General features: G+C 75.0%; 22 protein-coding genes. 13 read left to right on the top strand and 9 right to left on the bottom strand.

Annotation, left to right across the window (positions count from 1 at the left end; translation table 11 throughout):
* The first annotated feature begins 39 nt into the window (after positions 1–39).
* Both ACIQWA_RS19755 and ACIQWA_RS19750 read left to right on the top strand, forming a co-directional pair.
* Positions 40–1,494, top strand: a complete 1,455-nt coding sequence (locus ACIQWA_RS19755; protein ID WP_402484102.1) for a purine-cytosine permease family protein — start codon at positions 40–42, stop codon at positions 1,492–1,494.
* Positions 1,495–2,344: 850 nt separating this feature from the next.
* Positions 2,345–3,022 (top strand): DUF6461 domain-containing protein, encoded by a 678-nt coding sequence (locus ACIQWA_RS19750; RefSeq protein WP_402484100.1) that lies wholly within the window; start codon positions 2,345–2,347, stop codon positions 3,020–3,022.
* 275 nt (positions 3,023–3,297) lie between these two features.
* Here ACIQWA_RS19750 and ACIQWA_RS19745 read toward each other — a convergent pair whose 3' ends face one another.
* The 3 genes from ACIQWA_RS19745 to ACIQWA_RS19735 form a co-directional block, all read right to left on the bottom strand.
* The gene (locus tag ACIQWA_RS19745; protein ID WP_402484099.1) at positions 3,298–3,897 is read right to left on the bottom strand and encodes an HAAS signaling domain-containing protein; all 600 of its coding nucleotides are present in this window, start codon (positions 3,895–3,897) and stop codon (positions 3,298–3,300) included.
* A complete protein-coding gene (locus tag ACIQWA_RS19740; RefSeq protein WP_360234009.1) occupies positions 3,894–4,280 on the bottom strand; it encodes a PadR family transcriptional regulator in 387 nt (128 codons plus the stop codon). The genes ACIQWA_RS19745 and ACIQWA_RS19740 overlap by 4 nt, the downstream gene beginning before the upstream one ends.
* Before the next feature lie 116 nt (positions 4,281–4,396).
* Complete coding sequence (locus ACIQWA_RS19735; RefSeq protein ID WP_402484097.1) at positions 4,397–5,131, bottom strand: NUDIX domain-containing protein; 735 nt, start codon at positions 5,129–5,131, stop codon at positions 4,397–4,399.
* Positions 5,132–5,560: 429 nt separating this feature from the next.
* On the opposite strand from ACIQWA_RS19735, the gene ACIQWA_RS19730 reads away from it, so the two are divergent.
* From ACIQWA_RS19730 to ACIQWA_RS19695, 8 genes are all read left to right on the top strand, one after another.
* On the top strand, positions 5,561–7,132 hold the full coding sequence (locus ACIQWA_RS19730; RefSeq protein WP_402484095.1) for an alpha/beta hydrolase: 1,572 nt from the start codon (positions 5,561–5,563) through the stop codon (positions 7,130–7,132).
* 40 nt (positions 7,133–7,172) lie between these two features.
* Positions 7,173–7,829, top strand: coding sequence for a DsbA family protein (locus ACIQWA_RS19725; protein WP_360234000.1), 657 nt, complete (start codon positions 7,173–7,175; stop codon positions 7,827–7,829).
* 209 nt (positions 7,830–8,038) lie between these two features.
* Positions 8,039–10,024 carry an ATP-dependent zinc metalloprotease FtsH gene (gene ftsH / locus ACIQWA_RS19720; RefSeq protein WP_402484092.1) on the top strand — a complete coding sequence of 662 codons (1,986 nt, stop codon included), beginning with the start codon at positions 8,039–8,041 and terminating at the stop codon, positions 10,022–10,024.
* A 61-nt stretch (positions 10,025–10,085) separates the two neighbouring features.
* The gene (gene nadE, locus ACIQWA_RS19715) at positions 10,086–10,925 is read left to right on the top strand and encodes an ammonia-dependent NAD(+) synthetase (RefSeq protein ID WP_402484090.1); all 840 of its coding nucleotides are present in this window, start codon (positions 10,086–10,088) and stop codon (positions 10,923–10,925) included.
* Positions 10,922–11,857: an ADP-ribosylglycohydrolase family protein gene (locus ACIQWA_RS19710; RefSeq protein WP_402484088.1), complete on the top strand. Its 936-nt coding sequence runs from the start codon at positions 10,922–10,924 to the stop codon at positions 11,855–11,857. Before nadE ends, ACIQWA_RS19710 begins: the two co-directional genes overlap by 4 nt.
* 148 nt (positions 11,858–12,005) lie before the next feature.
* The gene (locus ACIQWA_RS19705) at positions 12,006–12,473 is read left to right on the top strand and encodes an SAM-dependent methyltransferase (protein ID WP_402484292.1); all 468 of its coding nucleotides are present in this window, start codon (positions 12,006–12,008) and stop codon (positions 12,471–12,473) included.
* Between the two features lie 3 nt (positions 12,474–12,476).
* Positions 12,477–13,250, top strand: a complete 774-nt coding sequence (locus ACIQWA_RS19700) for an SDR family NAD(P)-dependent oxidoreductase (RefSeq protein ID WP_402484086.1) — start codon at positions 12,477–12,479, stop codon at positions 13,248–13,250.
* A 34-nt stretch (positions 13,251–13,284) separates the two neighbouring features.
* On the top strand, positions 13,285–14,625 hold the full coding sequence (locus ACIQWA_RS19695) for a glycosyltransferase (protein ID WP_402484084.1): 1,341 nt from the start codon (positions 13,285–13,287) through the stop codon (positions 14,623–14,625).
* Between the two features lie 100 nt (positions 14,626–14,725).
* Here ACIQWA_RS19695 and ACIQWA_RS19690 read toward each other — a convergent pair whose 3' ends face one another.
* The 3 genes from ACIQWA_RS19690 to ACIQWA_RS19680 form a co-directional block, all read right to left on the bottom strand.
* Positions 14,726–15,481 carry a hypothetical protein gene (locus tag ACIQWA_RS19690; RefSeq protein WP_402484082.1) on the bottom strand — a complete coding sequence of 252 codons (756 nt, stop codon included), beginning with the start codon at positions 15,479–15,481 and terminating at the stop codon, positions 14,726–14,728.
* Positions 15,482–15,761: 280 nt separating this feature from the next.
* Complete coding sequence (locus ACIQWA_RS19685) at positions 15,762–17,474, bottom strand: DUF885 domain-containing protein (protein ID WP_402484080.1); 1,713 nt, start codon at positions 17,472–17,474, stop codon at positions 15,762–15,764.
* Positions 17,475–17,812: 338 nt separating this feature from the next.
* Positions 17,813–18,232, bottom strand: a complete 420-nt coding sequence (locus tag ACIQWA_RS19680; protein ID WP_360233973.1) for a DUF5997 family protein — start codon at positions 18,230–18,232, stop codon at positions 17,813–17,815.
* Between the two features lie 57 nt (positions 18,233–18,289).
* On the opposite strand from ACIQWA_RS19680, the gene ACIQWA_RS19675 reads away from it, so the two are divergent.
* Both ACIQWA_RS19675 and ACIQWA_RS19670 read left to right on the top strand, forming a co-directional pair.
* Positions 18,290–19,114: a LysR substrate-binding domain-containing protein gene (locus ACIQWA_RS19675; protein WP_402484078.1), complete on the top strand. Its 825-nt coding sequence runs from the start codon at positions 18,290–18,292 to the stop codon at positions 19,112–19,114.
* 74 nt (positions 19,115–19,188) lie between these two features.
* Positions 19,189–19,770 carry a DUF421 domain-containing protein gene (locus ACIQWA_RS19670; RefSeq protein WP_402484077.1) on the top strand — a complete coding sequence of 194 codons (582 nt, stop codon included), beginning with the start codon at positions 19,189–19,191 and terminating at the stop codon, positions 19,768–19,770.
* Between the two features lie 94 nt (positions 19,771–19,864).
* On the opposite strand, the gene ACIQWA_RS19665 is transcribed toward ACIQWA_RS19670, so the two are convergent.
* Positions 19,865–20,587, bottom strand: coding sequence for a rhomboid-like protein (locus tag ACIQWA_RS19665; RefSeq protein ID WP_360233967.1), 723 nt, complete (start codon positions 20,585–20,587; stop codon positions 19,865–19,867).
* Positions 20,588–20,688: 101 nt separating this feature from the next.
* Positions 20,689–22,038 (bottom strand): cytochrome P450, encoded by a 1,350-nt coding sequence (locus tag ACIQWA_RS19660; RefSeq protein WP_402484075.1) that lies wholly within the window; start codon positions 22,036–22,038, stop codon positions 20,689–20,691.
* Positions 22,039–22,422: 384 nt separating this feature from the next.
* Between ACIQWA_RS19660 and ACIQWA_RS19655 the strand changes: the two genes are divergently transcribed.
* Positions 22,423–23,826, top strand: coding sequence for an amidase (locus tag ACIQWA_RS19655; RefSeq protein WP_402484073.1), 1,404 nt, complete (start codon positions 22,423–22,425; stop codon positions 23,824–23,826).
* Positions 23,827–23,854: 28 nt separating this feature from the next.
* Here ACIQWA_RS19655 and ACIQWA_RS19650 read toward each other — a convergent pair whose 3' ends face one another.
* Positions 23,855–25,810: an FUSC family protein gene (locus ACIQWA_RS19650; RefSeq protein ID WP_402484291.1), complete on the bottom strand. Its 1,956-nt coding sequence runs from the start codon at positions 25,808–25,810 to the stop codon at positions 23,855–23,857.
* Positions 25,811–26,139: the final 329 nt, after the last annotated feature.

Raw genomic sequence — 26,139 nt, 5'->3', positions numbered from 1 at the left:
GCAAGCAGGTGGGCACGACACCCCCACGGAGGGCCCCCAATGGCGTCCACGCTCCCGGACCACCCCCAGTCCGACTCCCCCACCGGACCACCGCTCCCGCAGTCCGCGCAGTCCCCACAGGACCGGGCCGGGCGGGTCGAGGTCCACGGCATCGACCACATCCCCGAGACGGAACGGAGGGGCCGCGCCCGTGAACTCTTCGCGGTCTGGGCGGCGGCCAGCGTCAACTACCTCAACCTGGTGGTCGGCGGCGCCCTGGTGCTGAGCGGGCTCAGCCTGTGGCAGGCCTTCGCGGTGATCGTGGTCGGCAACCTGTTCTGGCTGGGCACCGGACTGCTGGCCGTCTCCGGACCGGCCGCCGGCGCGCCCAGCGAGGTGATCACGCGGGCGCTGTACGGAGTCCGGGGCAACCGGGTGAACAACGCAGTCACCGGGTGGATGATCTCCGTCTGCTACTTCGCGCTGAACCTGGCGGCGGCCGCCGTCGCGGCGTTCTCCCTTGCCGAGCAGGTCGGGATCACCCCGAATACCCCGATCAAGATCGCCATCGTGATCGCGATCGTGGTGCTCACGCTGACCATCAGCGTGTACGGGCACGCCGTGATCGTGCGGCTCTACCTGCCGATCACGCTGGTCCTCGCCGCCGCCTTCGCCGTCGTCGGCTACGCGATCCTCCGGCATGCCGACTTCGGCTGGAGCCAGCCGCAGCCGCTCAGCGGCAGCGGGATGTGGGCGGCCGTCCTGGCCGGCGTCACCCTCATCGCCTCCGGGCCGCTCTCGTACACCACCAGCGCCGACTTCTCCCGCTACCTGCCGGCCGACACCTCCCCGCGTGCGGTGCTCGGCTGGACCGCCCTCGGCGGCTTCCTGCCCAGCGTCGTGGTCGGCGGCCTGGGCGTGCTCGGGGCCACGGCCGTCGACATGACCGACCCGCAGGCCGCGCTCCAGACGATCCTGCCCGGCTGGTTCAACCCGGTCTTCCTCCTCTCACTGGTCATCGGCACCGTTGCCGTCAACGCCCTCACCGCGTACAGCGCCGGCCTCGCCCTCCAGGCCGTGGGCATCCGCATCCGCCGCACGCTCAGCGTCCTGGTGGACGGCACGGTCGCGGTCGCGCTGACCCTCTACGCCCTGCTGGTCTCCAACTTCCTGGACACGGTCAGCAACGTGCTCCAACTGACCGTCGTCCTCCTCGGCCCCAGCACCGCCATCTACGCCGTCGACATCCTGCTGCGCCGCAACCGCTACGACGGGCGGGCGCTGACCGACGAGTCGCCCGGCAGCCCGTTCTGGTACCGCGCGGGCGTCAACCCGGCCGGTGTGCTTGCCCTGGTGGCGGGCGTGACGACCTCGGCCCTCTGCGTCGACACGCTCTACACCGGCCCGGTCGCGGCGCTGACCGGCGTCGACCTGGCCCTCCCGGTCGGGATCGCGGTCGCTGCCGTGGTCTACGCCCTGCTGATGCGGCGGGTGGTGTCGCGCGGGAAGGGCTGAGGCCCGGGACAGTTGGCCCCGTCGGTCCGGCGCTGGGCGAACGGTGGCTGAGGGTGGGCGAGGGTGGGCAGCGCGCGGGAGGTCGGCCGGCCCGACGTCCCGCGTCGGCCCGCCCACCGGTCGTTCTCCACCCCCGGGCGGTCACGATGGCGGCAGAGCAGTTCGCCTCGCTGGAAAAGGAGTTGGGCGGAGCCTCAGGGATCGACCGGGCGCCGGTCGGCCCGGCTCCAAGCGAGGCGGGCCCGGAGCGGCTGCGGGTAGCGCAGCCACCGCAGCACACGTCGTCGTCGCGGAACGGTGCCATGTACTCGAGCGCGTAGGCCACGTCGCGCAGGAGGCGGGCGAAGGTGGTCGGGCTCCGGTCGTCGACGACCTGGCCCAACCGCCCGGGCCGGATTCGCGGCTGATCCAGGTCAGGACCTCGCGGTCCTGCTCGTCGAAGCCGAGCGCGCGGGGTGAGTGTCCCTGGCCGACGGCCTCCGGACGGCGGAGGAGGTTGTGAACCGCTGAGGTCCATGGGCCGACCGGCCGGTGCACCGTGGTGCGGATGCGCTCGATCCGACTGGGGTCTGGTGCAGTCACCCGGCAGCCGTGGCGGGGGAACTGCCGTGGCGCAAGCGGTAGTCGTGCCCTCGCGTCGGCCGCAACCGAACGCAGCCGGATCGCCGAGGCCGGGACGGTCGGCGGCGGGCGGAGGTGGTACCGGGCGAACGGTGGTGCGCCCCAGGTGCGTTCCTCTCCCAGGCTGCTCCTCCGCTCGGCCGTTCGCCGTTGGCTGTCGGCGATCTCGGTTAGGGTGCGGACCGGCTGCGCCTGGCCATTTCAGGGCCGGCGCGAGGGGAGGGGCGTCATGATCGACGTCATCGGTGACAGTTCGCGCGGGGCCGAGGAGCGGGGCGGTGAGGGCATCCAGTGGTTGGCGGACGCCGATGGCGAGGTGAGCGGAGTGGTGTTCGCGCGCGGCATCCCGCCGGAGGAACTCGCCCGCCGGATGGGTGCCGACCCGGCTGCCGCCACCGGGCCGATCAGCGGGCGGGAGATCTGGGACCTGGACATCGAGGTCTACCGGCCCGGTGACGACGGCGACGGCGTGATCCGGGTCGGCGAGGCGGACGGCTGGTCCTTCGCGATCGAGTACGGGGACTCCACCGGCGGCGAACTGCTCACCGAGATAGCGCGCGAGGGTGTGGAGGTGGTGCACTTCCGGCCGATGCCGGAGCAGCCGCCCGCCCTGCTCGACTACGCCCGGGACGGCGCCGTGCTGTGCGGCTTCGGCCTGGGGCAGGAGCGGTGGCGCTGGGGCCGGCAGCCCGATCTGCTCGTACCGGAGCTGATCGCCGCGAACGTCCTGGAAGCGGACGGCGTCACCTCCTGCACCCCTGGGCGCGCGCCCGCTGCCGGAGTCCGGCGGCGGACCCTCGGCGCGGTCGGGCGGCGCTTCGGGCTGTGCCTGCCCCGGGCCGTCCTGGGCGAGGTACGGCTGCCGGCGTACGTGGTGCGTGGCAGGCCGGGGCTGGAACTGCACTGAGCTCGACGGCGGGGATGCGAGTAGGGGCGACGGCGGCGCGATGGTGACGGTGATGGCGGTCATGGCGGTCATGGCGGGGCTCCCTCCCGGGGCCCCACCGGCGGGGCCCCGATGACCGTCATCCTCGCCCGCCACCAGGCGCCCGCACATGTGCCGATCGGGAGGTTCCGCCGCGCACAACTCCCTTGCAGGGGTGCCGATCGGCCCACTCGCGGGTCAAGGTCGGGCCGGGCCGGGCCGGACAGGGCCGGAGCCGGCGCCCGGTGCCCCCGCCCTCAGGCAGGGAGGTCGGCCGTGCGCACCCGAGTGGCGGCGCGGGACAGTCGGAGCGCGGCGATCGGGCTCGGGCAGAAGCCCAGGGCACAGGCGAGGAGCAGGGCGCTGGGGGTGAGGCCCGTGGAGAACAGCGTGAACGCCACCGTGATCGCGGGCGTGAGCAGCAGCGGGGAGACCATGAGCACGGCGGCCTGCCGCTTCTCCCGGCGCGTCCACTGACGGGACCTGGTCACCCGGACGGCCGCGACGACGGCCGCGGCGAAGCCGAGCACGGGCCCGGCGAGCGGGACCAGCGAGACCGGCAGGGCGAGGACGGCCAGCGCGAGGGTGAGGTTGGTCCGGCGGGCCGACTCCGGGGCGGGCGGTGTCTGCCCCTCCTCGGCGAGGGCGGCCTCGGCGATCTGCCGGGGGGTGCCGAGCTGCGCCAGGACGGAGCGGATGGCGTCGTCGTCGAGCGGGACCTCGGTGAGCGAGACGTCGATGTGCTCGCGCAGGTCGGCCAGCAGCTCGCGGCGGCGCTCGGGCGGCAGTGTGGCGGTACCGCGGGCGACGGCGTCGAGGTGAGCGCGGACCAGGGGGTGGTCGACGGGGTTGTTCACGGGTGCTCTCCCGGGGCGAGGACGTGGTCGATGGTGGCGCGGAAGGCGGGCCAGAGCGCGGTGAACTCCGCCAGGGCGCTCCGCCCCGCCTCGGTGAGGGTGTAGTACCGGCGGGACGGGCCGCTGGCCGAGTCGCGCAGGAAGGTGTCGGCGAGCCCGGCGCGGCGCAGCCGGGACAGCAGTGGGTAGATGGTGCCCTGGCTGGTCGCCAGCATCGGGTGGCGGCCGAGTTCCTGGAGCAGCTCGACCCCGTAGCGCGGGCCGTCGCGCAGCAGTGCGAGGACGCAGTACTCCAGGACGCCCTTGCGCAGCTGGGTCGCGACCGGACCGTCGACCGCGCCGGGCTCGTCGCCGCCGTCGGTGCTTGCGATGCCAGGTACCATGCAATGCAAGATAGCAGGCGAAGCAAGATACCGGCCAGGGGGCGCGCCCCGACGGCGGGGAGCGGGCGCCGGGAGGGAAGCGCCGTCGGTCGCGGTCGGTCGCGGGGGCGGGCGGGCTACCCCTCCTGCCGCACCGGCCGCCAGCCGGCCAGGTGCGCGGCGAGGACGGTGCCCGGGTCCGCCGTGGTCTCCCGCAGCGCGACCATGGCTGCGGTGATCACGTCGCACAGCTCGCCCTGCAGCTCGGCCACGGTGTGGCTGACGCCCTTGCGCGGGTTGGCGCCGAGCACGCCGAGCAGGGCCTCGGCGACCTCCCCGGCCTCCTCCTGGATCTTCACCACCTGGAGGGGCAGTAACGGCAGTCCGCTGCCCGCCCGGTGCTCGGACAGGTGGCGGTGGATGTCGTCGACCACCGCCCACTCCGGCGTCCGCCCGACCGCCAGCCGCGCCTCCAGCTGCCGCAGGTACCCCTTGAGCGCGGGCGGGAGCTTCATCCGCTGGGCCTCGGTGAAGGGGACCAGCCGCAGTTCCCGGCCCTCCCCGAGGACCAGCTCCGCCTGGTCGACGTCGACCAGGGCGTGGAAGGCGCGGCGCCGCCGGCCCTCCGGGTCGGTGGCGGCCAGGACCGGGTGGAAGGGGAGCAGCCCGGGCACGTCCAGCCCGGTTTCCTCGCGCAGTTCGCGCACCGCCGTGCGGTACGGCGTCTCGCCGGGCTCGCGGTGGCCGCCGGGGACCACCCAGTGGTCGGGCCACGGGATGTCGGGCCTGTCGTCGCGCAGTTGGAGCAGGACTTCCTGCCGGCCAGTGGTGATGAAGACGTCCACGCTGTCGAAATCGCTGTCGGTGCTCAACGTGCCCTCCGTTTCGACGGTGCCCCGCGGTCCCCGCCGTGCCGCGGCGGCGGACTCCCGAACTGCTTGCGGCGTACCCGCGACGTACCCGCAGTGCACCCGACCCGGCACCCGACCCCGCACGCGGCGCACCCGACCCCGCTCCCGCAGCGCTCCCGCGCCGCACCCGGGCAGTGCGCCCGCACCGTCCCGGCCGGACCCTCACCCGGTCGGCCGATGGCAGTCCGTCCGGCGCACGCCCTCCGTCCGGAGATTCCGACGGGCGTCGCCGCGCCCGGGCCCCTAGGGTCTGTGGTGCGCCGACGGTGCCGGGCGCCGGGGCGCGCACGCCTCCCCGACGCACCACGCGTACGCCAGGCGTACGCCGTCCTGCCACGCGCCGGTGCACCCGGCAGTACCGCCCGGCCAACCCGAGAGGTGGACCGCCCCATGCCCTCCGTCGTCCGCGGCGCCGGCGCGCTCGGCCTGGCCGCGCTGCTGCTCGCCCCCGTCTCCGGTTGCCAGGGCGGCAGCCCGTCCGCCGCCGAGCCCGCGCCCACCTCCCCGGTCAGCGGTGCGAGCGCCGGCGGCCTGGCTGCCCAGCGGCTGGACTGGCGGGCCTGCCCGGCCCCGAGCGCCGCGCAGGGCGGCGGCACCGCGCCCCCGAGCGACTGGGAGTGCACCACCCTCAAGGCCCCGCTGGACCACGCCAAGCCCGACGGGGGGACCATCGACCTGGCGCTGATCCGCACCAAGGCCAAGGACGAACAGCACCGGCTCGGCTCGCTGCTGTTCAACTTCGGCGGCCCCGGCGCCTCCGGGGTGGCCACCCTGCCCGCCCTGGCCGCCGCCTACGCCTCCCTCAACACCCGCTACGACCTGGTGAGTTTCGACCCGCGCGGGGTCGGTGACAGCGCCGGGGTGAAGTGCCTGGACGACCGCGCGATGGACGCCAACGCCGCCGTCGACAGCACCCCGGACACCCCCGCCGAGGTCAAGGCGCTGGATGACAGCAACGCCCAGTTCGCCGCCGCCTGCGAGCACAACTCCGGCCCGGTGCTGCCCTACGTGGACACCGAGAGCGCGGCCCGGGACCTCGACCTGATGCGCCAGGTGCTCGGCGACCAGAAGCTCTCCTACTTCGGCATCAGCTACGGCACCGAGCTCGGCGGTGTCTACGCGCACCTGTTCCCGCAGGAGGTCGGCCGGGTCGTGCTGGATTCGGTGGTCGACCCGACGAAGGACCCGGAGCAGAGCGCGCTCGGCCAGGCCCAGGGCTTCCAGCTCGCCCTCGACGACTTCATGAAGGCCTGTGCCACCCAGGAGGCGGCCGCCTGCCCGACCGGCGGCGGCGGTGCCGAGGGCACCGCGCGGATCACCGACCTGCTGCAGCAGCTCGCCCAGTCGCCGCTGCCCACCAGCAGCGGCCGGAAGCTGACCGAGGGCCTGGCCGTCACCGGCATCGCCGGCGCCCTGTACAGCCAGCAGACCTGGCCCGCGCTGGCCTCCGGGCTCACCGAGGCGATGCAGGCGGGCACCGGCGACACCCTCCTCCAGCTCGCCGACTCGCTGAACGGACGCGACCCGCAGGGCCACTACAACAACCTCAACGCGGCCAACCGGGCGATCAGTTGCGTGGACGCGCGGCAGCGCTACTCCGACCAGGACGTGGCACAGCAGCTGCCGCAGTTCCGCGCCGCCTCCCCGGTCTTCGGCGCCTTCACCGCCTGGGGCCTCACCGGCTGCACCGGCTGGCCCGTCCCTGGCAAGGCCGACCACCCGGAGGTCGCCGCCCCCGGCGCCGCCCCGATCCTGGTGGTCGGCACCACCGGGGATCCGGCCACCCCGGTCGAGGGCGCCCGGACCATGGCCCAGCAGCTGGGCGCGGGCGTCGGCGTCACCGTCACGCTCAAGGGCGAGGGCCACGGTGGCTACAACACCGGAAACCCGTGCCTGAAGAAGGCTGTCGACGCCTACCTGCTGGACGGTACGGTGCCTGCGGACGGGACCACTTGCAGCTGAGAAGTGGCCCACTGCGGCAGTATTCGATTGGCCCTGCGGAATGGTCCAATCGGCCCCTAGGATCATCCGTGTGAACACGCGAGCGAACGAGAACACCCCCAAGGTCGACTTCTACTTCGACCCCGTCTGCCCCTTCGCCTGGATCACCTCGCGGTGGATCCTGGAGGTCGCCCGTCAGCGCGAACTCGACCTCACCTTCCGGGTGATGAGCCTGTCCGTGCTCAACGAGGGCCGTACCGACCTGCCGGAGCGCTACCAGCGTCTGATGACCACCGGCTGGGGCCCGGTCCGGGTCTGCATCGCCGCCGCCGAACAGCACGGCGAGCACGTGCTGCGCGACCTGTACACCGAGCTCGGCACCCGCTTCCACGACCAGGACCGGGAGGTCGACGACACCGTCATCCGCGAGGCCCTGGTCGCCGCCGGGCTGCCCGAAGAGCTCGCCGAGGCGGCCAACAGCACCGCGTACGACATCGCGCTGCGCAAGAGCCACCACGAGGGCATGGACCCGGTCGGCGAGGAGGTCGGCACCCCGACCATCCACGTGGACGGCACGGCCTTCTTCGGCCCGGTGCTGACCGCGATCCCGCGCGGCGAGGACGCGCTGCGGGTCTTCGAGGGCGTTCGGCTGCTGGCCGGCTACCCGAAGTTCTTCGAGCTCAAGCGGACCAGGACGGGGTCGCTCGACTTCTCCTGACCGGCCCCGACTTCTCCTGATCGGTCCCGACCTCTCCTGGCCGGCCCCCGACTCCTCCTGATCGGCCCCCGACCTCTCCTGACCGGCCCCGCCGCTCCGCCGGTACCGGCTCGGGCTCCCGTCCGGGGCCGCAGGGGTCGACCATGGAGGGGTGGGCGCCGAGCCGGGCCCGGCTGGGCCCGGCGGCGTCCGAGAGGCGGTGAGCGTGCATGATCCTCCGAATGCGCCCGGGTGCCGCCCGCCGCCACGCCGCGACCCCGCCCGGCGGCGGCAAGGGCCCGGGCCCCGGCGGCTGGGGCGGCCCCGGCCGCGGACCGGGGCAGGGCCCCGGCGGCACCCCGCCCAAGCCGCCGCCGCCCGCGCTGCGCCGTTGGCTGCTGCCGGTCGCCGTGCTGCTGACCCTGCTGCTCCTGGTACTGCTCGCCAAGCCCGCCGCGACCGGCCCCCGCTACGGCTACACCGACCTGCTCAACCGGGTCGACACCGGCCAGGTGCAGACCGTGAACGTCAGCGACACCGGCGGCGTGTCCGGCACCCTCAAGGACGGCACCCGGTTCACCAGCCAGATCCCCACCGCCCTGGACACCTCCCAGCTCAGCAAGGCGCTCTCCGACCAGCACGTGAACGTCACCGGCAGCCGGTCCGGCGGCAGCTCGATCTGGTCGACCCTGCTGCTGTTCCTGCCGCTGCTGCTCTTCGGCGGGCTGTTCCTCTGGTCCGGCCGGCTGGCCGCGCGCTCGCTCGGCGGCGGCCTCAGCGCCATCGGCCGCTCCCGGGCGAAGATCATCGAGGCCGAGCGGCCCGCCACCGGCTTCGCCGACGTCGCCGGGTACGAGGGGGTGAAGCAGGAGGTCAGCGAGGTGGTCGACTACCTGCGCAGCCCCGAGCGCTACGCCGCCGCCGGGGCCAAGGGGCCGCGCGGAGTGATCATGGTCGGCCCGCCGGGCACCGGCAAGACGCTGCTCGCCCGGGCGGTCGCCGGCGAGGCCTCGGTGCCCTTCCTGTCCGTCACCGGCTCCGGCTTCGTCGAGATGTTCGTCGGCGTCGGCGCCTCCCGGGTCCGCGACCTGTTCGACGAGGCCCGCAAGCGCGCACCGTCCATCGTCTTCATCGACGAGATCGACGCCGTCGGCGGGCGCCGCGCGGGCGGCACCCGGGTCGGCGGCAACGACGAACGCGAGCAGACCCTCAACCAGCTGCTCTCCGAGATGGACGGCTTCGACCAGAGCACCGGCATCGTCGTCATCGCCGCCACCAACCGGCCGGACGCCCTCGACCCCGCCCTGCTGCGCCCCGGCCGCTTCGACCGGCAGGTCGTCGTACCGCTGCCCAACCAGGCCGAGCGGGCGGCCATCCTGGCCGTGCACACCCGCGGCAAGACCCTCGCCCCGGACGCCGACCTGGACCGGATCGCCCGCGGCACCCCCGGCTTCTCCGGCGCCGACCTCGCCAACCTGGTCAACGAGGCCGCCATCAACGCCGTGCGCGCCGACCGGTCCACCCTCACCGCCGCCGACCTCGACGAGGCCCGCGACCGGGTGCTGCTCGGCCGCCGGGAGTCCTCCAACGCGCTGCTGCCCGAGGAGCGGCACTCCGTCGCCGTCCACGAGTCCGGGCACGCGCTGATGGCCGCGCTGTGCGAGCACGCCGACCCGGTCGCCAAGGTGACCATCCTCCCGGCCGGGGTCGCCCTTGGCGCCACCGAGCAACTCCCCGAGGCGGAACGGCACCTGTACAGCGAGAGCTACCTGAACGACCTGCTCGCCGTGCAGCTCGGCGGGCGCGCCGCCGAACTGGTGGTCTTCGGCGAGGGCTCCACCGGCGCCGCCAACGACCTCGCCAACGCCACCTCGGTGGCCACCCGGATGGTCCGCGAGTTCGGCCTCTCCCCGGACCTCGGCCCGGTCGGCTACTCCAGCGGCTCCCCGCAGTACCTCGGCGACCACCCCGACGACCTGCTGCGCCGCCCGTACTCCGAGCAGACCCAGCACGCGGTGGACGAGGCGGTGGCCGGGCTGCTGCGCGGCGCCGAGCGGCGGGCCCTCGGACTGCTGCGCGAACACCGGCACCACCTGGACGAGTTGGCGGCGCTGCTGGTCGCCCAGGAGACGGTGGACGGCAAGCTGGTGCTCGACATCCTGCGGCACCCGGGGCCCGGGGCGGACGGGAGCGGGGGCGCCGGGACGGCACCCTGAGGCGGGGGACGGCGCGGCCGGGGTGGATGATGGCGGGGTACCGACCCGAAGGAGCCCGACCATGACCGAAACCCTGCCCGCGGACGTCCAGCGCGAGATCGCCCTGGCCCTCGGAGTGGTGCCCGTCACCGACCCCGCGAAGGAGGCCGAGCGCCGGATCGCCTTCCTCGCCGACCAGCTGCGGGCCTCGGGCGCCCGCACCCTGGTGCTGGGGATCAGCGGCGGCGTGGACTCCACCACCACCGGGCGGCTCTGCCAGCTCGCCGTCGAGCGGCTGCGCGCCGAGGGGCGCCAGGTGGCCTTCACCGCCATGCGGCTGCCGTACGGCGTCCAGGCTGACGAGGCGGACGCCCAGCGGGCCCTCGACTTCATCCGGGCCGACGAGGTGCTGACGGTCGACGTCAAGCCCGCGACCGACGCCGCCTTCGACGCCCTGCTGACGGCGGGCGTCACCTTCCGCGACCACGCCCACGAGGACTTCGTGCGCGGCAACGTCAAGGCCCGCCAGCGGATGGTCGTCCAGTACGCGGTCGCGGGGGCGAGCGGCGGCCTGGTGGTCGGCACCGACCACGCGGCCGAGGCGGCCGTCGGCTTCTTCACCAAGTTCGGCGACGGCGCGGCCGACGTGATGCCGCTCTCCGGCCTGACGAAGCGTCAGGTTCGCGCGGTGGCGGCCCACTTGGGCGCGCCCGAGGAGCTGGTCGGCAAGGTCCCCACCGCGGACCTGGAGAACCTCGCCCCCGGCAAGCCCGACGAGGACGCCCTCGGCGTCGAGTACGGCGACCTGGACGACTTCCTGGAGGGCCGCCCGGTCAGCGAGCAGGTCTTCGACACCGTCCTCGGCCACTACCGCCGCACCGAGCACAAGCGCGCCCTGCCGGTCACCCCGGGCCAGGCGTGACCGAGCCTGATGCGCGGACGGGGCGCGCGGCCGGGGCGGTCCTCGGCGCGGCCGTGGGCGACGCCCTCGGTGCGCCGTACGAGTTCGGCCCGGCCGGCGCCCTGACCGCCCGCTTCCCGCTCGGCCGCGCGGAGCTGGTGGCGGGCGGCGGCTGGGAACGCGGCGAGGCCACCGACGATACCCAGATGGCTATTCTCGTCGCCGAATCCCTGCTCGAACAGGGCGAGTTGGACCTCCCGGACATCTTCGACCGGTTCCGCCGCTGGGCCGCCGCCGAGCCCAAGGACATCGGAATCCAGACCGAGTCCGTCCTCACCAGCGACTACGCCTGGGACCTCGCGGCCGCCGTCCACTTCAACACCACCCTGCGCGCGGCGGGCAACGGTTCGCTGATGCGGGCGGCCACCTCCGCCGTCGCCTTCGCCCGCGCCGGGCGCGAGGCCACCATGGCCGCGGCCCGGCGGATCGCCGCGCTCACCCACGGCGACCGGGCCGCCTGGGAGGGCACCGCGGTCTTCCACGAGTTGGTCCGGCTCGCCCTCGACGGCGCCGACCCGCTCGCCGAACTCCCCGCCGTGCTGGCCGCCGTCGACCCGGAGAACCGCGAGCGCTACGCCACCGTCCTCGCCCCGGACTGGCACCCCGACCGGGCCACCGAGCCCAACGGTGCGGTCTGGCCCTGCCTCGGCTCGGCCGTCTGGGCCCTGCGCACCACCGACGGCTTCGAGGCGGCCGTCCACGCCGCCGTCGACCTCGGCGGCGACACCGACACCGTCGCGGCCGTCACCGGCGGCCTGGCCGGGGCGCGTTACGGGCTCGCGGCCATCCCGATCCGCTGGACCGAGCCGCTGCACGTGCCCTTGCCGGGCTCCGGCGGCCGGGTGCTGCGGGCGCCCGAGCTGATCGCGATGGCGGCGCGGCTGGCGGCCTGAGCCCCAGAACGTCGGACGGCCCCGGTGGGTGGCCGGCGCGGCGAACGGGGCCCGCCCAGGCCCCGCCCCCCTTGATCGTCCCCGTAGGCGGCTCGCTACCGTACCGGAGGAACGGATCGACGCCGAAGGGGGAGACGACATGGCGGACATGACGGTGCGTCCGGTGGCCCAGGTGGTGGGTGGCCGGGAGGACGTGCGGGACGACGGGTGGGGCGGCGTCGCGGCGGTGATCCGGCTGGACGCCGGGCAGTTCACCGAGGAGGCGCTGTACGGGCTGGCGGACTTCTCGCACCTGGAGGTGGTCTACCGCTTCGACCGGGTCCCGGAGGAGAAGGTCGAGACCGGTGCCCGGCACCCGCGCGGCAACACCGACTGGCCGCTGGTGGGCATCTTCGCCCAGCGCGGGAAGAACCGGCCCAACCGGCTCGGGGTCTCGCGCTGCGAGCTGGTCCGGGTGGACGGACTGGACCTGCACGTCACCGGCCTGGACGCGGTGGACGGCACGCCGGTGCTCGACATCAAGCCGTACCTGGCCGAGTTCGGCCCGCGCGGTGGGCTCCGCCAGCCAGCGTGGTCGACCGAGCTGATGCGCGCCTACTACGACGGGGAGGCCTGAGCGGTGACGGAGCGCCGGCAGCGGCTCGCGGTGGTGTCCGGCGGCGGGACGGGGATCGGACGGGCGATCGCCGCCCGGCTGGCCGGGGACGGGTGCCGGGTGGTGGTCCTGGGGCGCCGGGCGGCCGTACTGGAGGAGGCCCGGGCGGCGATCGAGCGCACGGCCGGGCCGGGGTCGGTGGTGCCGTTGGCGGGTGACCTGGCGGATCCGGCGGCGGTCGAGCGGGTGGCCGCCCGGATCGCCGAACTCGGCCCGGTGGACGTGCTGGTGAACAACGCGGGCGCGATCATCACCCCGCCCGAGGACGACGGCCTGGCCGCGCTGGCCGCCTCCTGGCGGCGGGACCTGGACACCAATCTGCTGACCGCCGTGCTGCTGACCACGGCGCTCCAGGGGGCGCTGCGCCGGCCCGGCGGACGGCTGGTGGTGATCAGTTCGGCGGCCGCCCAGCGCGGTGGCGCGGGCCCGCACTCGGCGGGCTCGTACGCGGCCGCGAAGGCGGCGCTGCACGGCTGGGCGTTCGGCCTGGCACGGCAGTTGGGGCCGGACGGGATCACGGTGAACGTGCTGGCGCCGGGCTACGTGGCGGACACCGAGATCTTCGGCGCGGACCGGAACGAGGAGTTCCACGCCCGGAAGGTCGCCGACACCCTGGTCGGCCGGGCCGGCACACCCGAGGACGTGGCCGAGGCGGTCGCCTACATCGGCTCGCCGGCGGCCGGCTACCTCACCGGGCAGGTGATCGGGCTGAACGGGGGCGCGGTGCTGGGCAGCTGAGCCGTTCATCGGACGTCTACCCCCGCAGCCTACGGTGAGTCCCCGTATCGACCGGGCCCGACCACAGGAGTCTCCGCTGTCCAGGATCATCACCACCGCCCTGCCCGCGCACGGGCACGTCAGCCCGCTGCTGGCCATCTCCGCCGACCTCGCCGCGCGCGGCCACGAGGTGGTCTTCCTCGGCGGCTCGCGCTTCGCGGAGGCGGCCGGGCGGGCCGGGGTGCGCTTCGCCGCGCTGCCCGCCGAGGCCGACTGGGACGACCGCGACCTCGACGGGTCCTTCCCGGGGCGGGCGGAGCTGCCGCCCGGCCCGGAGCGGATCGCCTTCGACGTGCGGCACGTCTTCCTCGACCCGGTGCCGCACCAGTACCGGGCCCTGCTCGCGCTGCTGGCGCGGTTCCCGGCCGACGCCGTGGTCGCGGACGCCTTCGTCCAGGGCGTGCTGCCGCTGGCGCTCGCCCGCCCGAGGGCGGAGCGCCCGGCGCTGATCGGGGTCGGGATCACCCCGGCGATGCTGCCGAGCGCGGACACCGCGCCGTTCGGGCTGGCGCTGCCGCCGCTGCCGGGGGAGGAGGGCCGGATCCGCAACCGCTCCTTGCAGGAGGAGATGGACCGGCGCGGCGAGCCCTTGCAGCGGTACGCGGAGAAGGTGTTCGCGGAGGCGGGCGTCCGACTGCCGGCAGGACCGCGCGGGCTGGCGCAGGTGACGGTGCCGGACGTGTACCTGCAGCTGAACGTGCCGGGCTTCGAGTACCCGCGCTCCGACGCGCCCGCCTCGTACCGGCTGATCGGCGCGCTGCCGGGGAACGTCGGCGAGGAGCAGCCGCTGCCCGGGTGGTGGGCGGAGGTCACCGGTGAGCGGCCGGTCGTGGTGGTGACCCAGGGGACGCTGGCCAACGGCGACCTGGGCGAGCTGGTCGCCCCGACCGTCCGCGCGCTGGCGGACCGGGACGTGCTGGTGGTGGCCGCCACCGCCCGCCCGGACGGGCCGCGGGCACTGGCCGAACTGCTGGGCGGCCGGCTGCCGGAGAACGTCCGGGCCGCCGAGTACGTGCCGTTCGAGCGGCTGCTGCCGCACACCGACGTACTGGTGAGCAACGGCGGCTACGGCGGGGTGCAGACCGCGCTGCGGTACGGGGTGCCGGTGGTGGTGGCCGGGGCGAGCGAGGACAAGCCGGAGGTCGCGGCCCGGGTGCAGTGGGCCGGTGTCGGGCTGGACCTGCGCACCGGCCGCCCGGCCCCGGAGGCGGTCGGCCGGGCGGTGGAGCAGGTGCTCGCCGAGGGCCGGTTCCGCGCACGGGCCCGCGCGCTGGGCGCGGAGTTCGCGGCGTACCGGCCCTTCGACACCATCGCGGAGCTGGTCGGCTCGCTCTGAGCCGGACCGAACGGTTCCGGACCAAACGGTTCCGGACCGAACGGTTCCGGATCGAACGGTTTCGGCCCGGCGAGGACCGAACGGTTCCGGCCCGGTGAGGTCAGTCCCCGTCGGCGTCCGGCTCCGTGGTGGGCGTCGCGGCGGCCCCGCCCTTGCTGATGCCGAGCTTGGCCTCGGCCGTCGTCCAGTCGGTGGCGATCGCCTGCTGGGCGGCGGTCAGGGTGACCTGGCCCTTGCAGATCGCGGTGTGCAGGTGGGTCTCCACCGAGTCCTTGGGGTTGTTCGGGCCCTTGCCCGGGACGTGGCCGGGGGAGGGCGGCTGGATCCACAGGTTGCGCGGGTCGTTGGGGTCGCCGCCGAGCTGGAGGCTGATCAGGTGGTCGTACTCGGCGTCGCCCATCGGGCCGGTGTAGCCGTAGGACTTGGCGTTCTCGGTCTTCTCCTTGCCGGTGACGTTCACCGGCGGGCGGATGGTCGAGGTGTAGCCGCCCGGCTTGCAGATGGTGTCGTTGATGTTGCCCTGGTTGACCGCCGGGCTGATCGCGCCCGGGGTGCAGTTCGGGTCGGGCAGCGGCTGCTTGTCCGCCGTGTACCGGTAGTGGCAGCTGCCCGCCGCGGGCTGCGGCTGGGCGTCGTAGGAGCTCTTCGGCCCGGGGCCGGTCACGATCGCGGCCGGGGCGGGGTGGGCGGCGTCGCCGGCGGCCGCCGGGGCGGAGCCGGGGGCGCTGCTGTGGGAGGAGGCCTTGCCGCCGGAGCTGTCCTTGGCGGTGTGGCCGCCGCCGGACGAGCAGCCTGCGGCGGCGGCGAGCAGGACGGCCGCGGCTATGGCGAGGGCGCCTCGGGCGGGTGCCGGCACGGAGTTCCTCCAGGTCGTTGCGGTGGCACGGGCGGCCGGTCGACGAAGGTGCCGCGGGCCGCGCCAGCGGACACTACCGTGTCGAGGGGGCCGAAGGGGTGACGCCACGTCCGGCGCGGGAGGACGGCGGCGGGCGCGCGGAATCGTTTTCGCACTCCTGACGCCTCGACGGGTGCGCCGCGGCCTGGCCGGCACGGCCCCCGGCACCGTCCCTGGCACGGCACTCGGCCACGGCCCCCGGCGGCGGTACCCGGGACGGCGCCTGGGACCGGTGGGAGCGTCAGACCGACCGCAGCGCCGTGATCCAGTCGCTGATCAGGTCCTCCAGCACGCCCAGCGGCAGGCTGCCGTGCCCGATCACCTCGTGGTGGAACTCACGTACGTCGAAGAGCCCGCCGAGCTCGGCCCGGGCCCGCTCGCGGTGCCGGACGATCTCCCGACGCCCGATCAGGTACGCGGTGGCCTGGCCCGGCCAGGCGATGTAGCGGTCGATCTCGTTGCGGACGTTGGCCTCCGGGGTGGCCGTGTTGTCCCGCAGGTAGTCCATCGCCCGCTGCCGGGACCAGCCGTAGTGGTGCAGCCCGGTGTCCACCACCAGGCGCACCGCGCGCAGCGCGTCCATCGACAGCATGCCGAAGCGGGACAGCTCCGAGCCGTACAGGCCCATCTCGTCGGCCAGCCGCTCGGTGTACAGGCCCCAGCCCTCGACGTGCGCGGTCAGCTGGCCGTTCGGCCGCTGCCGGAACTCCGGCAGGTGGTGCAGGGTGCGGGCGAGCGCGAGCTGGAGGTGGTGGCCGGGCACGCTCTCGTGGAAGGCGATCGCCTCGTACTCGTAGCTGAACCGGCTCCCCGGGTTCAGGGTGTTGATCCAGTGGGTGCCGGGCAGCCCGCCCGGGCCCGGCGGCTGGTAGTAGGCCAGCGGCGCGGTCTCCGCCTCCAGCGGGTCGATCTCCCGGGTCACACAGTCGGCGATCGGGTACGGGCGGAACCAGTCGGTCGAGGCGCGCCGGGCCCGGTCCAGGGCGTCGTCCACCAGGGCGACGATCTCGGCCGCGCTGCCGAAGCGCAGCGAGCGGTCCTCGCGCAGTGCGGTCAGCACCTCGTCGGTGCCGCTGATGCCGAGCACCCGGGCGCCCAGCTCGCCGAACTCCTCGCGCAGCGCCGCCACCGTCTCCAGGCCGATCCGGTGCACCTCCTCCGGGCCGAGCCCCGGCCGGGTGAAGCGGGCAACGGCGTCCGCGTAGCCCTCGTCGCCGCCGGGCACGTAGCAGACCCCGGCCTCGGCGTCCGGGCGGGCGGCCGGGGCCAGCCGCTGGGCCAGCCCGGCCCGGTAGCGGGCGATGGCGGGGCGCACGCCCTCGCGGACGATGGCCCGGGCCCGCTCGAACTCCGGGCGGCCCTGGAGCGGGCGCAGCAGCTGGTCGGCGGTCGGGTCGGCGGCCAGGTAGCCGTCCAGCTGGGTGATCGCGGCGTCAACGCCGCTGCGCAGCGGGTGGCGGCCCTCGGCGGCGGCGTCCAGGCTGCGGCGCAGGACGCCGTCGAAGTAGCCGGGCAGGCCGGCCAGCCGCTCCAGGTAGGCGTCGGTGCCCTCGTGGTCGACGGCGGTCATGGCGAGCGAGGCGAAGACCGTGTTGTGCGGGGCGACGATGGTCGCGGAGACGCTGAAGTCGTCGAGACCGTGGGTGATCCGGCCGTCGTTGTCGTCGATCAGCCGGGCGAGCACCCGGTGGGTGGTGCGGTCCTCGCCGGTGAGCCCGGCCGGCGGGATCGCCGCCAGCCGGGTGGCGAGGCCGCGGAGCACCTCGCGGTGGCGCAGGGCGGCCTCGCGGGACGGGTCGGGCACCCCGTGGGCGTAGCCCTCGGTGCCGGCGAGGGTGGCCTCGAAGGGGTCGTGGTCGTTCTCGGCGGCGAAGAACTCGTCCGCGAGGGCGGCCAGTTCGGTGTGGTGGGAGGGGGCGGCGCGGTGGGAGGTGTCGTTCGGCTGCTCGGTCATGGGGGCGCTCCCGGGTCCGGTGGGGGCAGTGCGACACGGGTTCCCTGGGGGCCCGATCGGGCCGATTATTCGGAGCGGCGACGGCGCGGTCAATACGCATCGGGGGGAGAGGAGTTCGGGCCGCCGACGGTGAACGCGCCGCCGCCGCCGACGGCGTCTTCGGCCGGCCCGCAGGTACCGGGCGGGCAGGGCAGCGGGCGGGCGACCAAGGCACCAGGCACCGGGCGACCAAGGCAGCGGGCACCGGGCTCCGGGCACGACGGTGCCGGCGTCCGTCCTCCCTGGACGAACGCCGGCACCGGTGGAACGAGGGGGTCGGCGGCCGGCCCCCGAGGGGCTCAGTTGCCCTGGTTCTCCTTGGCGGCCTTCTCGGCGGCCTCCTTCTCGTGCTTCGCCTTGATCCGGGCGGTCTCCTTGCGAAGGTCCGCCTGGTTGGCGCGCTCGTGCTGGAGCCACAGCGGGTTCTCGGCCTTGATGGCGTCGACCTCGGCGGTGGTCAGCGCCTCGGTCACCCCGCCGCGGGCCAGGCCCGAGATGGAGATGCCGAGCTTGGCGGCGATCACCGGGCGCGGGTGCGGGCCGTTCTTGCGCAGCTCCTGGAGCCACTGCGGCGGCTCGGCCTGCAGCGCGTTGAGCTCCTCGCGGGAGACCACGCCCTCCTGGAAGTCGGTCGGCGCGGCTGCGAGGTAGATCCCCAGCTTCTTGGCCGCCGTGGCCGGCTTCATGGTCTGGCTGGTCTTCTGCTTGAGCGGTGTCATGGAACAAGGGTAAGGGAGTGTGCGGGCGCTTCCGGTCACGGTCGGTAGCCTTGCCCTGTGACAGACATGCAGGTGAACCCGCCGTTCCGGCTCGCGTACGTCCCGGGCGTGACCCCCGGCAAATGGGCCCGGGTCTGGGTCGAACGGCTTCCGGACGTGCCGCTCGACCTCGTCGCGGTGCCCTCCACCGACGGCGAGCGGACCCTGCGCGAGGGCGCGGTGGACGCCGGACTGGTCCGGCTGCCGGTCGACAAGGACGTGCTGAGCGCGATCCCGCTGTACACCGAGACCACCGTGGTGGTCTTCCCCAAGGACCACTGGCTGGCCGCGGCCGAGGAGGTCGCCCTCGACGAACTCGCCGACGAGGTGGTCTTCCACCCGCTGGACGACACCCTCGGCCTCACGGCCGGGACCCTGCCCGGGCGCCCGGCGATCGCCCGCCCGGACACCACGGCGGACGCGGTCGAGCTGGTGGCGGCCAACGTCGGCGTGCTGCTGGTGCCCCAGTCGCTGGCCCGGCTGCACCACCGGCGGGACCTCACCTACCGGCCGGTGCCGCAGGCGCCGCAGTCGCAGGTCGCGCTGGCCTGGCCGCAGGAGCGGACCACGGACCTGGTGGAGGAGTTCATCGGGATCGTCCGGGGGCGCACCGTCAACAGCTCGCGCGGCCGCGGGGCCGGACAGCCGGCCGAGGCCCAGCCGAAGAGCCAGCCGAAGAAGGCGGCGGCGCCGCGCAAGCCGCAGCAGCAGAAGGCCGGCGGCCAGAAGGCGGGTGCCCAGAAGACGGGTGCGCAGAAGGCGGGCGGCCAGCGGACCGGCGCGCAGAAGGGCCGGGGCGGCCCGGCCGCGGCCCGGCGCGGGAAGCCGAAGCGGCGCTCCTGACGGCCGCCGGGGAGTAGCGTCGGCCCCGTTTCCGGACGGTCGCTCCGGAGCGTCCTGACGGGAGGAGCGGGGCCGTGTGGCATGACCTGGTGGTCGTCCAGATTCCGATCGTGGAGAAGATCCTCCGGACGATCGCCGTCTACGTGCTGATCCTGGTGCTCTTCCGGCTGGCCGGGAAGCGCGGGCTGGCGGGGCTGAACACCTTCGACATCGTGGTCGTGTTCCTGCTCTCCAACGTGGTGCAGAACGCGATCATCGGCAACGACAACAGCCTGCTGGGCGGTGCGATCGGCGCCGTCACCCTGATCGCGGTGAACGCCGGGGTCACCCGCTGGCTGGCCCGGGACCCGCGGGCCGCGCGGATCCTGGAGGGGGCGCCCACCACGGTGGTCCGTGACGGCAGGCTGGTGCCCGGCGCGCTGCGCGAGCTGGCGCTGCGCCCGTCCGAGCTGGAGCATGCGATCCGGGTGCAGAACGGCGACAACGTGAGCGATGTGGCGCGGGCCCGGCTGGAACCGGACGGGCAGCTGCTGGTCACCCTGCGGGAGGCCGAGCGGAGTGCCACCAAGGGCGACGTCGACGAGCTGCGGGAGCGGCTGGCGGCGATCGAGCGGCTGCTGACCGCGCTCGCCGAGGAGCGCCGCCCGCCGCGCTGAACGCCCGCGTCGTTGAACGCCCGCGTCCCGGCGGGCCCCCGCCGCGCGCCACCCGCCGGCCCCGCCCGGGGCGGTCAGCCGCCGGTACGGGCCGTCAGCCGCCGGTACGGGCGGCGGCAGCCGGGGCGGCGGCGCGGCGTCGGCCGCGGGCGGTGGCGGCGGCCAGGGCGAAGCCGAGGGCGGCGGCGAGGAGGTGGCCGACGGTGGTGAACTCGGGCAGCGGGCCGGGCCACTCCTCGTCGCCGGTGAGCGGCCAGGCGAGCACGAAGGCGGCCCAGGGCAGTCGGGCCCAGCGGGGCAGGGCGAGGGTGGCGAAGGCGAGGGCGCCCTGGGCGCCGTAGCTGATGCCGTAGTCGGAGGCCGCCCGGACGCTCTCCGGGTACCAGCCCTGGTGCAGGGCGAGCAGGATCACCAGGGCGGTGATCAGGGTGGCTCCGACGTGCCCGGCCAGGAAGACGGCGGCGGCGCGGGGCGTGCCGAAGCGGCGTTCGGCCCAGGCCAGGCCGACGACGATGCCGAGGCCGAGGGTGATCAGGGTGCCGCCGAAGCCGGTGGAGGTGATGTCGGTGAGCGTGCCGTCGTACAGCAGGGCGCTGCCGACCAGGGCACGGAGCGGGTGGTCGTGCAGGTTGTCCAGGTTGGTGCTGATGTAGTTGCGCAGGTCGTCGGCCTGCTCCTCGGTCAGCCCGTACTCGACCCAGGCGTGCCCGAGGAGCAGCAGCCCGACGTAGACGAGGGTCAGCGGCGAGCGCCGCGGGTACGTGCGGACGACGCGCAGCAGCGTGCTGAGGAGCCCCAACGGGGGTCGAGCGTTCATGTTCTGATGGTGTCCCGGTCGAGCGGCTGGTCCGGCCGGTCCGGATGCGGCCGGCCACCTCGGGACAGTACCGAACCGCGCTGCCGGATGCCCGTGGCGGCTCAGCGGATCCGGCGGGCGAGCGTGGCGGTGAACGGGCGGGGGGAGAGCGAGGCGCTGCGCTGCGGGCGGACCGGCCTGCCGGGGGTGGGGGTGACGGTCCAGTGGGCGGCGATGCCGGCCAGGGCGAGGGCGGCCTCGGTGCTGCCGAAGGCGTCGCCGATGCAGCGGCGGGCGCCGAGGCCGAAGGGGGTGTAGGTGCCGGGGGCGGGGCGGGCGGTGGTGAGCCAGCGGTCGGGGTCGAAGCGGTCGGGGCAGGGGAAGAGGTCGGCCCGGCGGTGCAGCAGGTAGGGGCTGTACAGGACGGTGGCGCCGGCCGGGAGGGGGTGGCCGCCGAGTTCGGTGGCGGTGGCGGTGGTGCGGCTGAGGATCCAGGCCGGCGGGTGGAGCCGCAGGGTCTCGCTGACGATCCGGGCGGTGAGCGGCAGGGCGGGCAGGTCCTGGTGGCGGGCGGGGCGGCCGTCGAGGACGGTGTCGAGTTCGGTGTGCAGGCGCTCGCGGACGGCGGGGTTGGCGGCGAGCAGGGTCCAGGCCCAGGAGAGGGTGGCGGCGGTGGTCTCCGTGCCGGCCAGCAGGAAGGTGACCACCTGGTCGTGGACCTCGTCGTCGGACAGGCCCCGGCCTTCCTCGTCGCGGGCGCCGAGCAGCATCGAGAGCAGGTCGTGCTGGTCGGTGCCGGCGGCGCGGTAGTCGCTGATCAGGCGGTCGGTGATCTCCCGGAGGTCCCGCCGGGCGCGGGCGAAGCGGCGGTTGCCGGGGGTGGGGATCCGGTCTGCGCCGGGCAGCGGCAGCATCATCCGCCGGGCGACCCCGCGGGCGACCTGGTCCATGGCGGCGTGCACGGGCAGCGAGCCGGCCCGTTCGTGGGCGGCGAACAGGCAGCGGGCGGTGACGGCGGTGGAGAGGCGGTACATCGCGGCGGGCAGTTCGACCACGTCGCCGTCGCGCCAGCCGGCGGTGGCGCCGGAGATCTCCTCGGCCATCAGGGCGGCGTAGCCGGGCAGCCGGTCGCGGTGGAAGGCGGGCTGGAGCATCCGGCGCTGGCGCCGGTGGTCGGCGGCGGGGCAGGTGGCGAGGCCGTTGCCGAAGGCCTCCCGGGCCTTCTCGACGACGATGCCGCCCTTGTCGTAGGTGCGGTCCTCGGTGAGCAGGCGGCGCACCAGGTCGGGGTGGCAGACGACGTACGCGTCGAGCGGGCCGAGCCGGATCCGGACGAGGTCGCCGTGGGCGGCCAGGCCGGCCACGAAGTCGTGCGGGTTGCGGAGCAGGGCGTGGGCGTGGCCGAGCAGGGGGAGCGCACCGGGGGCGGTGGCCGAGGTGTAGCGGGCGGTGGGGTGGTACTGGGTGGGCACGGGCGTCACCTCGGGGAGGGCGGGTCGGTGGGGCGTCGGTGATCTTTCCCGGCGGCCGCCGGTGAAACGGTCCGGGAACGGCGGGTGGGGTGAACGCGGGGGCGCAGGCCGAACGCCCGTGCGCCGGGGCGGCCTTGACACTCGGGCAGGGCCCGGTCCGGCGCCCGGAGCGCGGTCGCCGGAGGCCCGGTCCGGCGCCCGGGGCGCGTTCGCCGGGGGCTAGGGGGTGGGTTCGTCGGGGGCCAGGACGGGGGTTCCGGGGGCGGGCGCAGGGGCTTTCCGCGCGCGGTGCCGCGCGCCTAGACTGCGAGCTCCGCACTATTACCGGCCGGTACTACCGGCTGGTACCGCCAGTCAGTTCGGTACTACCGGTTGGGAGTTGGGATGGCCGACGAGCGGGCCCACGCGTTCACCGACGACGCCCTCGGCACACACGACGCGGTGGCACTGGCCGCCCTGGTCCGGGCCGGCGAGGCCCACCCCCGGGAGCTGGTCGCGGCCGCCGTCGCCCGCGCCGGGCGGATCGACGCCGCGCTGCTGCCCGTCGCCCACGCCGCCTACGACCGGCCCCGGATCAGCCGGGCGGGCATCGACGGCCCGCTCTGGGGCGTGCCGACCTACCTCAAGGACAACGTCGACCTGCGCGGCCTGCCGACCGGCATGGGCAGCGAGGCCTTCCGCGCCCGCCCGGCCCGCCGCAACGCGCCCTTCACCGACCAACTGCTCTCCACCGGCCTGGCCGTGCTCGGCAAGACCCGGCTGCCCGAGTTCGGGCTGAACGCCTCCACCGAGTTCGCCACCGCCCAGCCGGTGCGCAACCCCTGGAAGACCTCCCACTCGCCCGGCGCCTCCTCCGGCGGCGCGGCCGCGCTGGTCGCCGCCGGGGTGGTGCCGATCGCCCACGCCAACGACGGCGGCGGCTCGATCCGCATCCCGGCGGCCTGCTGCGGCCTGGTCGGCCTCAAGCCCACCCGCGGCCGGCTGGTCACCAACGCCCAGGGCGGCAAACTGCCGATCGACCTGGTCACCGACGGGGTGGTGACCCGTACGGTGCGCGACACCGCCGCCTTCTTCGCCGCCGCCGAACGCCACCACCGCAACCCCGGGCTGCCCCCGCTCGGCCTGGTCGAGGGCCCGAGCGGGCGCCGGCTGCGGATCGGGCTGGTGGTCGACTCGCCCACCGCCAAGACCGACGAGGCGACCCGCCGGGTGGTCGAGGAGACCGCCGCCCGGCTGGAGGCGATGGGGCACCGGGTGGTGCCCACCACCCTGCCCTTCGGCGAGGAGTTCTCCCGCGACTTCCTGGCGTACTGGGGCTACATCGCCTGGGTGATCGCGCTCACCGGCCGGGTACTGCTCGACCCGGGCTTCCGGGCCGGGAAGCTGGACGGGCTCACCACCGGGCTGCGCAACAGCTTCCGGGCGCAGTACCGGCGCACCCCTGGCGTGCTGCGCCGACTGCGCCGGGCCGAGGCCGTGTACGCGGGGATCTTCCGCGAGCACGACGCGATCCTCTCCCCGGTGCTCGCCCACACCGCCCCGCCGATCGGCCACCTCAGCCCCAACGTGGCCTTCGACGAGCTGATCGAGCGGCTGTTGCGCTACGTCGCCTTCACCCCGGTCAACAACGTGACCGGTGGCCCCGGCATCGCGCTGCCCGCCGGGGCGGCGCCGGGCGGCCTGCCGATCGGGGTGCACCTGTCGGCCGCGCACGGCCAGGAGCGGCTGCTGCTGGAGCTGGCCTACGAGCTGGAGGCGGACCGGCCCTGGCGGCGGATCCAGGACTGACCGACGGTCCCCGGAAGGGGCGGGGCGGTCAGGAGGCCGCGACCGCCCGGGCCGCGTGCACCTCGTGGTGCAGCCGGGCCAGCGCGCAGTCCGGCGCCGGCGGGTCCGGGTCTCCCGGGGGCACCGGTGCGCCGCTGCGCAGCGCCTCGGCCAGGTCGGTCAGCTCCCGGGCGACGGCGCCCACCTCGGCCGGGGTCGGCACCGGGGCGCCGTGCTCGACCCGGACCCGGGTGGCGGTGGTGGTGTCCACGATCCGCTCCACCGCGATCACCAGCGGCCACCAGGCCTCCGCCCGGGCGCCGACCGGCGGCGGCTCGGTGAGCGCCCGCTGGAACTCGCTGCGCACCGCCGAGAGGTCCCGGTAGAGCCGGCGCCGGTAGCGGGCCCGGGCGGGCTCGTCATGGCCCGGCGCCGTGGTGAAGGCCAGCGAGACGTACGAGGCGGCGTCCTGCACGGCGTCGGCCAGCCGGTCGCCGATCCGGGTGCGCCACGACTCCGGCCAGAGCAGGTACCCGGCCAGCAGGGCGATGGCGCAGCCGATCAGCGAGTCGTAGAGCCGGGGCAGCACCAGGTGGAAGCCCTGGTGGTTGAGCAGGTCGGAGAGCATCAGGATGACCGGGGTGATCGCGGCGGTCTGGAAGGCGTACCCCTTCACGGACAGCACCGGGATCAGCGTGGCGAGCGCCGCCATCACCGGTACGTCCCACCAGCCGTGCGGGACCTCGGCGAGCACCGGCACGGCGACCAGCAGCCCGGCGGCCGTCCCGAGCGCGCGCAGCACCGCGCGGGAGAACACCGAGCCGAAGTCCGGTTTCAGCACGAAGGTCACCGTCAGCGAGACCCAGTACGAACGCGGCACGGCGATCACCGACACCAGCACCTGGGCCAGCCCGATGCACAGCGCCAGCCGCAGCCCGTACCGCCAGGACGCGCCGGACAGCAGCAGCCCCCGGGCCGTCCGGCGGGCCCGTACCCGCAGGCCGGCGGGCCGGCCGAGCCGGTCGTCGGCGGCGTACGGGTCGGGCTCGGCCTCGTGCACCACGATGGCGGCGTGCCCGATGGCCTGGGCCAGTGCGCGGGTGGACGGGCCGCGCGGCTCGGGCAGGTCGGGCAGGTCGAGCAGGTCGAGGCGTCCGGGCGGGCCGGGCGGGCCGGGGCCGCTCCGGCCGTGTTCGACGGCGGCGGCCAGCGCGCGCACCGCCGCCGGGTAGGCCGGCGGCAGCGGGCCCTCCCCGGGCGGGCGCAGCTGGGCCGCGGCCGCCCCCTCGACCACCGGGATCAGCGCGTTGAGCTGGGCGAGCAGCCGCACCAGGGTGGCCGAGCGGCCGTGCCGGCGGGCGCGGCGGGCCAGCAGCAGGTCGTAGGAGTGGTTGAGCGACTGGGTGAGCTCCCGGCGCCGGTCCTCGTAAGCGGGTGAGCCGGCCGCCTCCAGGAGTCCGGCGACCGCCCGGTAGGTGTCGGCCACCGTCGCCCGCTCGGGCGTGCCGCCGCGGAAGGGCCAGGCGAGCAGGGTCAACGCGAGCACCAGCAGGCCGCCGAGCAGCAGCAGCGCGGGCGGCAGCCACCACGGGGACGGCATCGGCAGGCCGGCTCCGACCACGGCGTTCAGCAGCAGGAGCAGGCCGGAGACGGAGGCGACCGCGCCGACCGAGGAGATCATGCCGGACAGCAGGGCGACCACCGTCAGGGCCACCACGGCCGTCCAGCCGGTGCCGAACACCTGGGTGCCGACCAGCACTCCGAGGGCGCCGAACAGCTGCGGCACGGCGATGTTGAACACCCGCATCCGGTAGGCGTCGGCGGTGTCCCCGATCACCCCGGACAGCGCGCCCATCGACACCAGCGCGCCGTAGCCGGTCCGGCCGGTGGCGGTGCCGACGGCGAGCGGGGCGGCGAGCGCCACCGAGGCGCGGGCCGCCGCGGCCCAGGGGACCGGCGCGTCCCGGGGCCGCAGGCTCGCGGTCAGCCAGCCGGGCGGGGCCAGCCGGGGACGTGCCGGTCCGGTGCGTGCCGGTCGGGGACGTGCCGGTCGGGGACGTGCCGGTCGGGGACGTGCCACAGACCCAACGTACGTGCGCAACGGATTCGGGGCGCGTGGGGTTCAACTCCGCGCGATTATGTCAATTCTCGAAACATACCCCGCCTTATGTCAGTTTCCGAAACATAAAGCGAACCTCCAGAACCGCCGTGAACTGCGCTGATTCCCAATCGGTAACCTGCGGGAAAGGGTTGACACCATTAGTTGGTCTAGTCCAACGTATGGGGAAGCGCGGTCCGGCGCAGGCTGATGTGAAGTGAGTGCCCTTGCCGGAC

It is taken from the genome of Kitasatospora sp. NPDC098652 (assembly GCF_044760155.1).
Lineage (GTDB): Bacteria > Actinomycetota > Actinomycetes > Streptomycetales > Streptomycetaceae > Kitasatospora.
The sequence above is the reverse complement of the archived record's forward strand: the minus strand, read 5'-3'. Positions and strand labels throughout refer to the sequence as shown.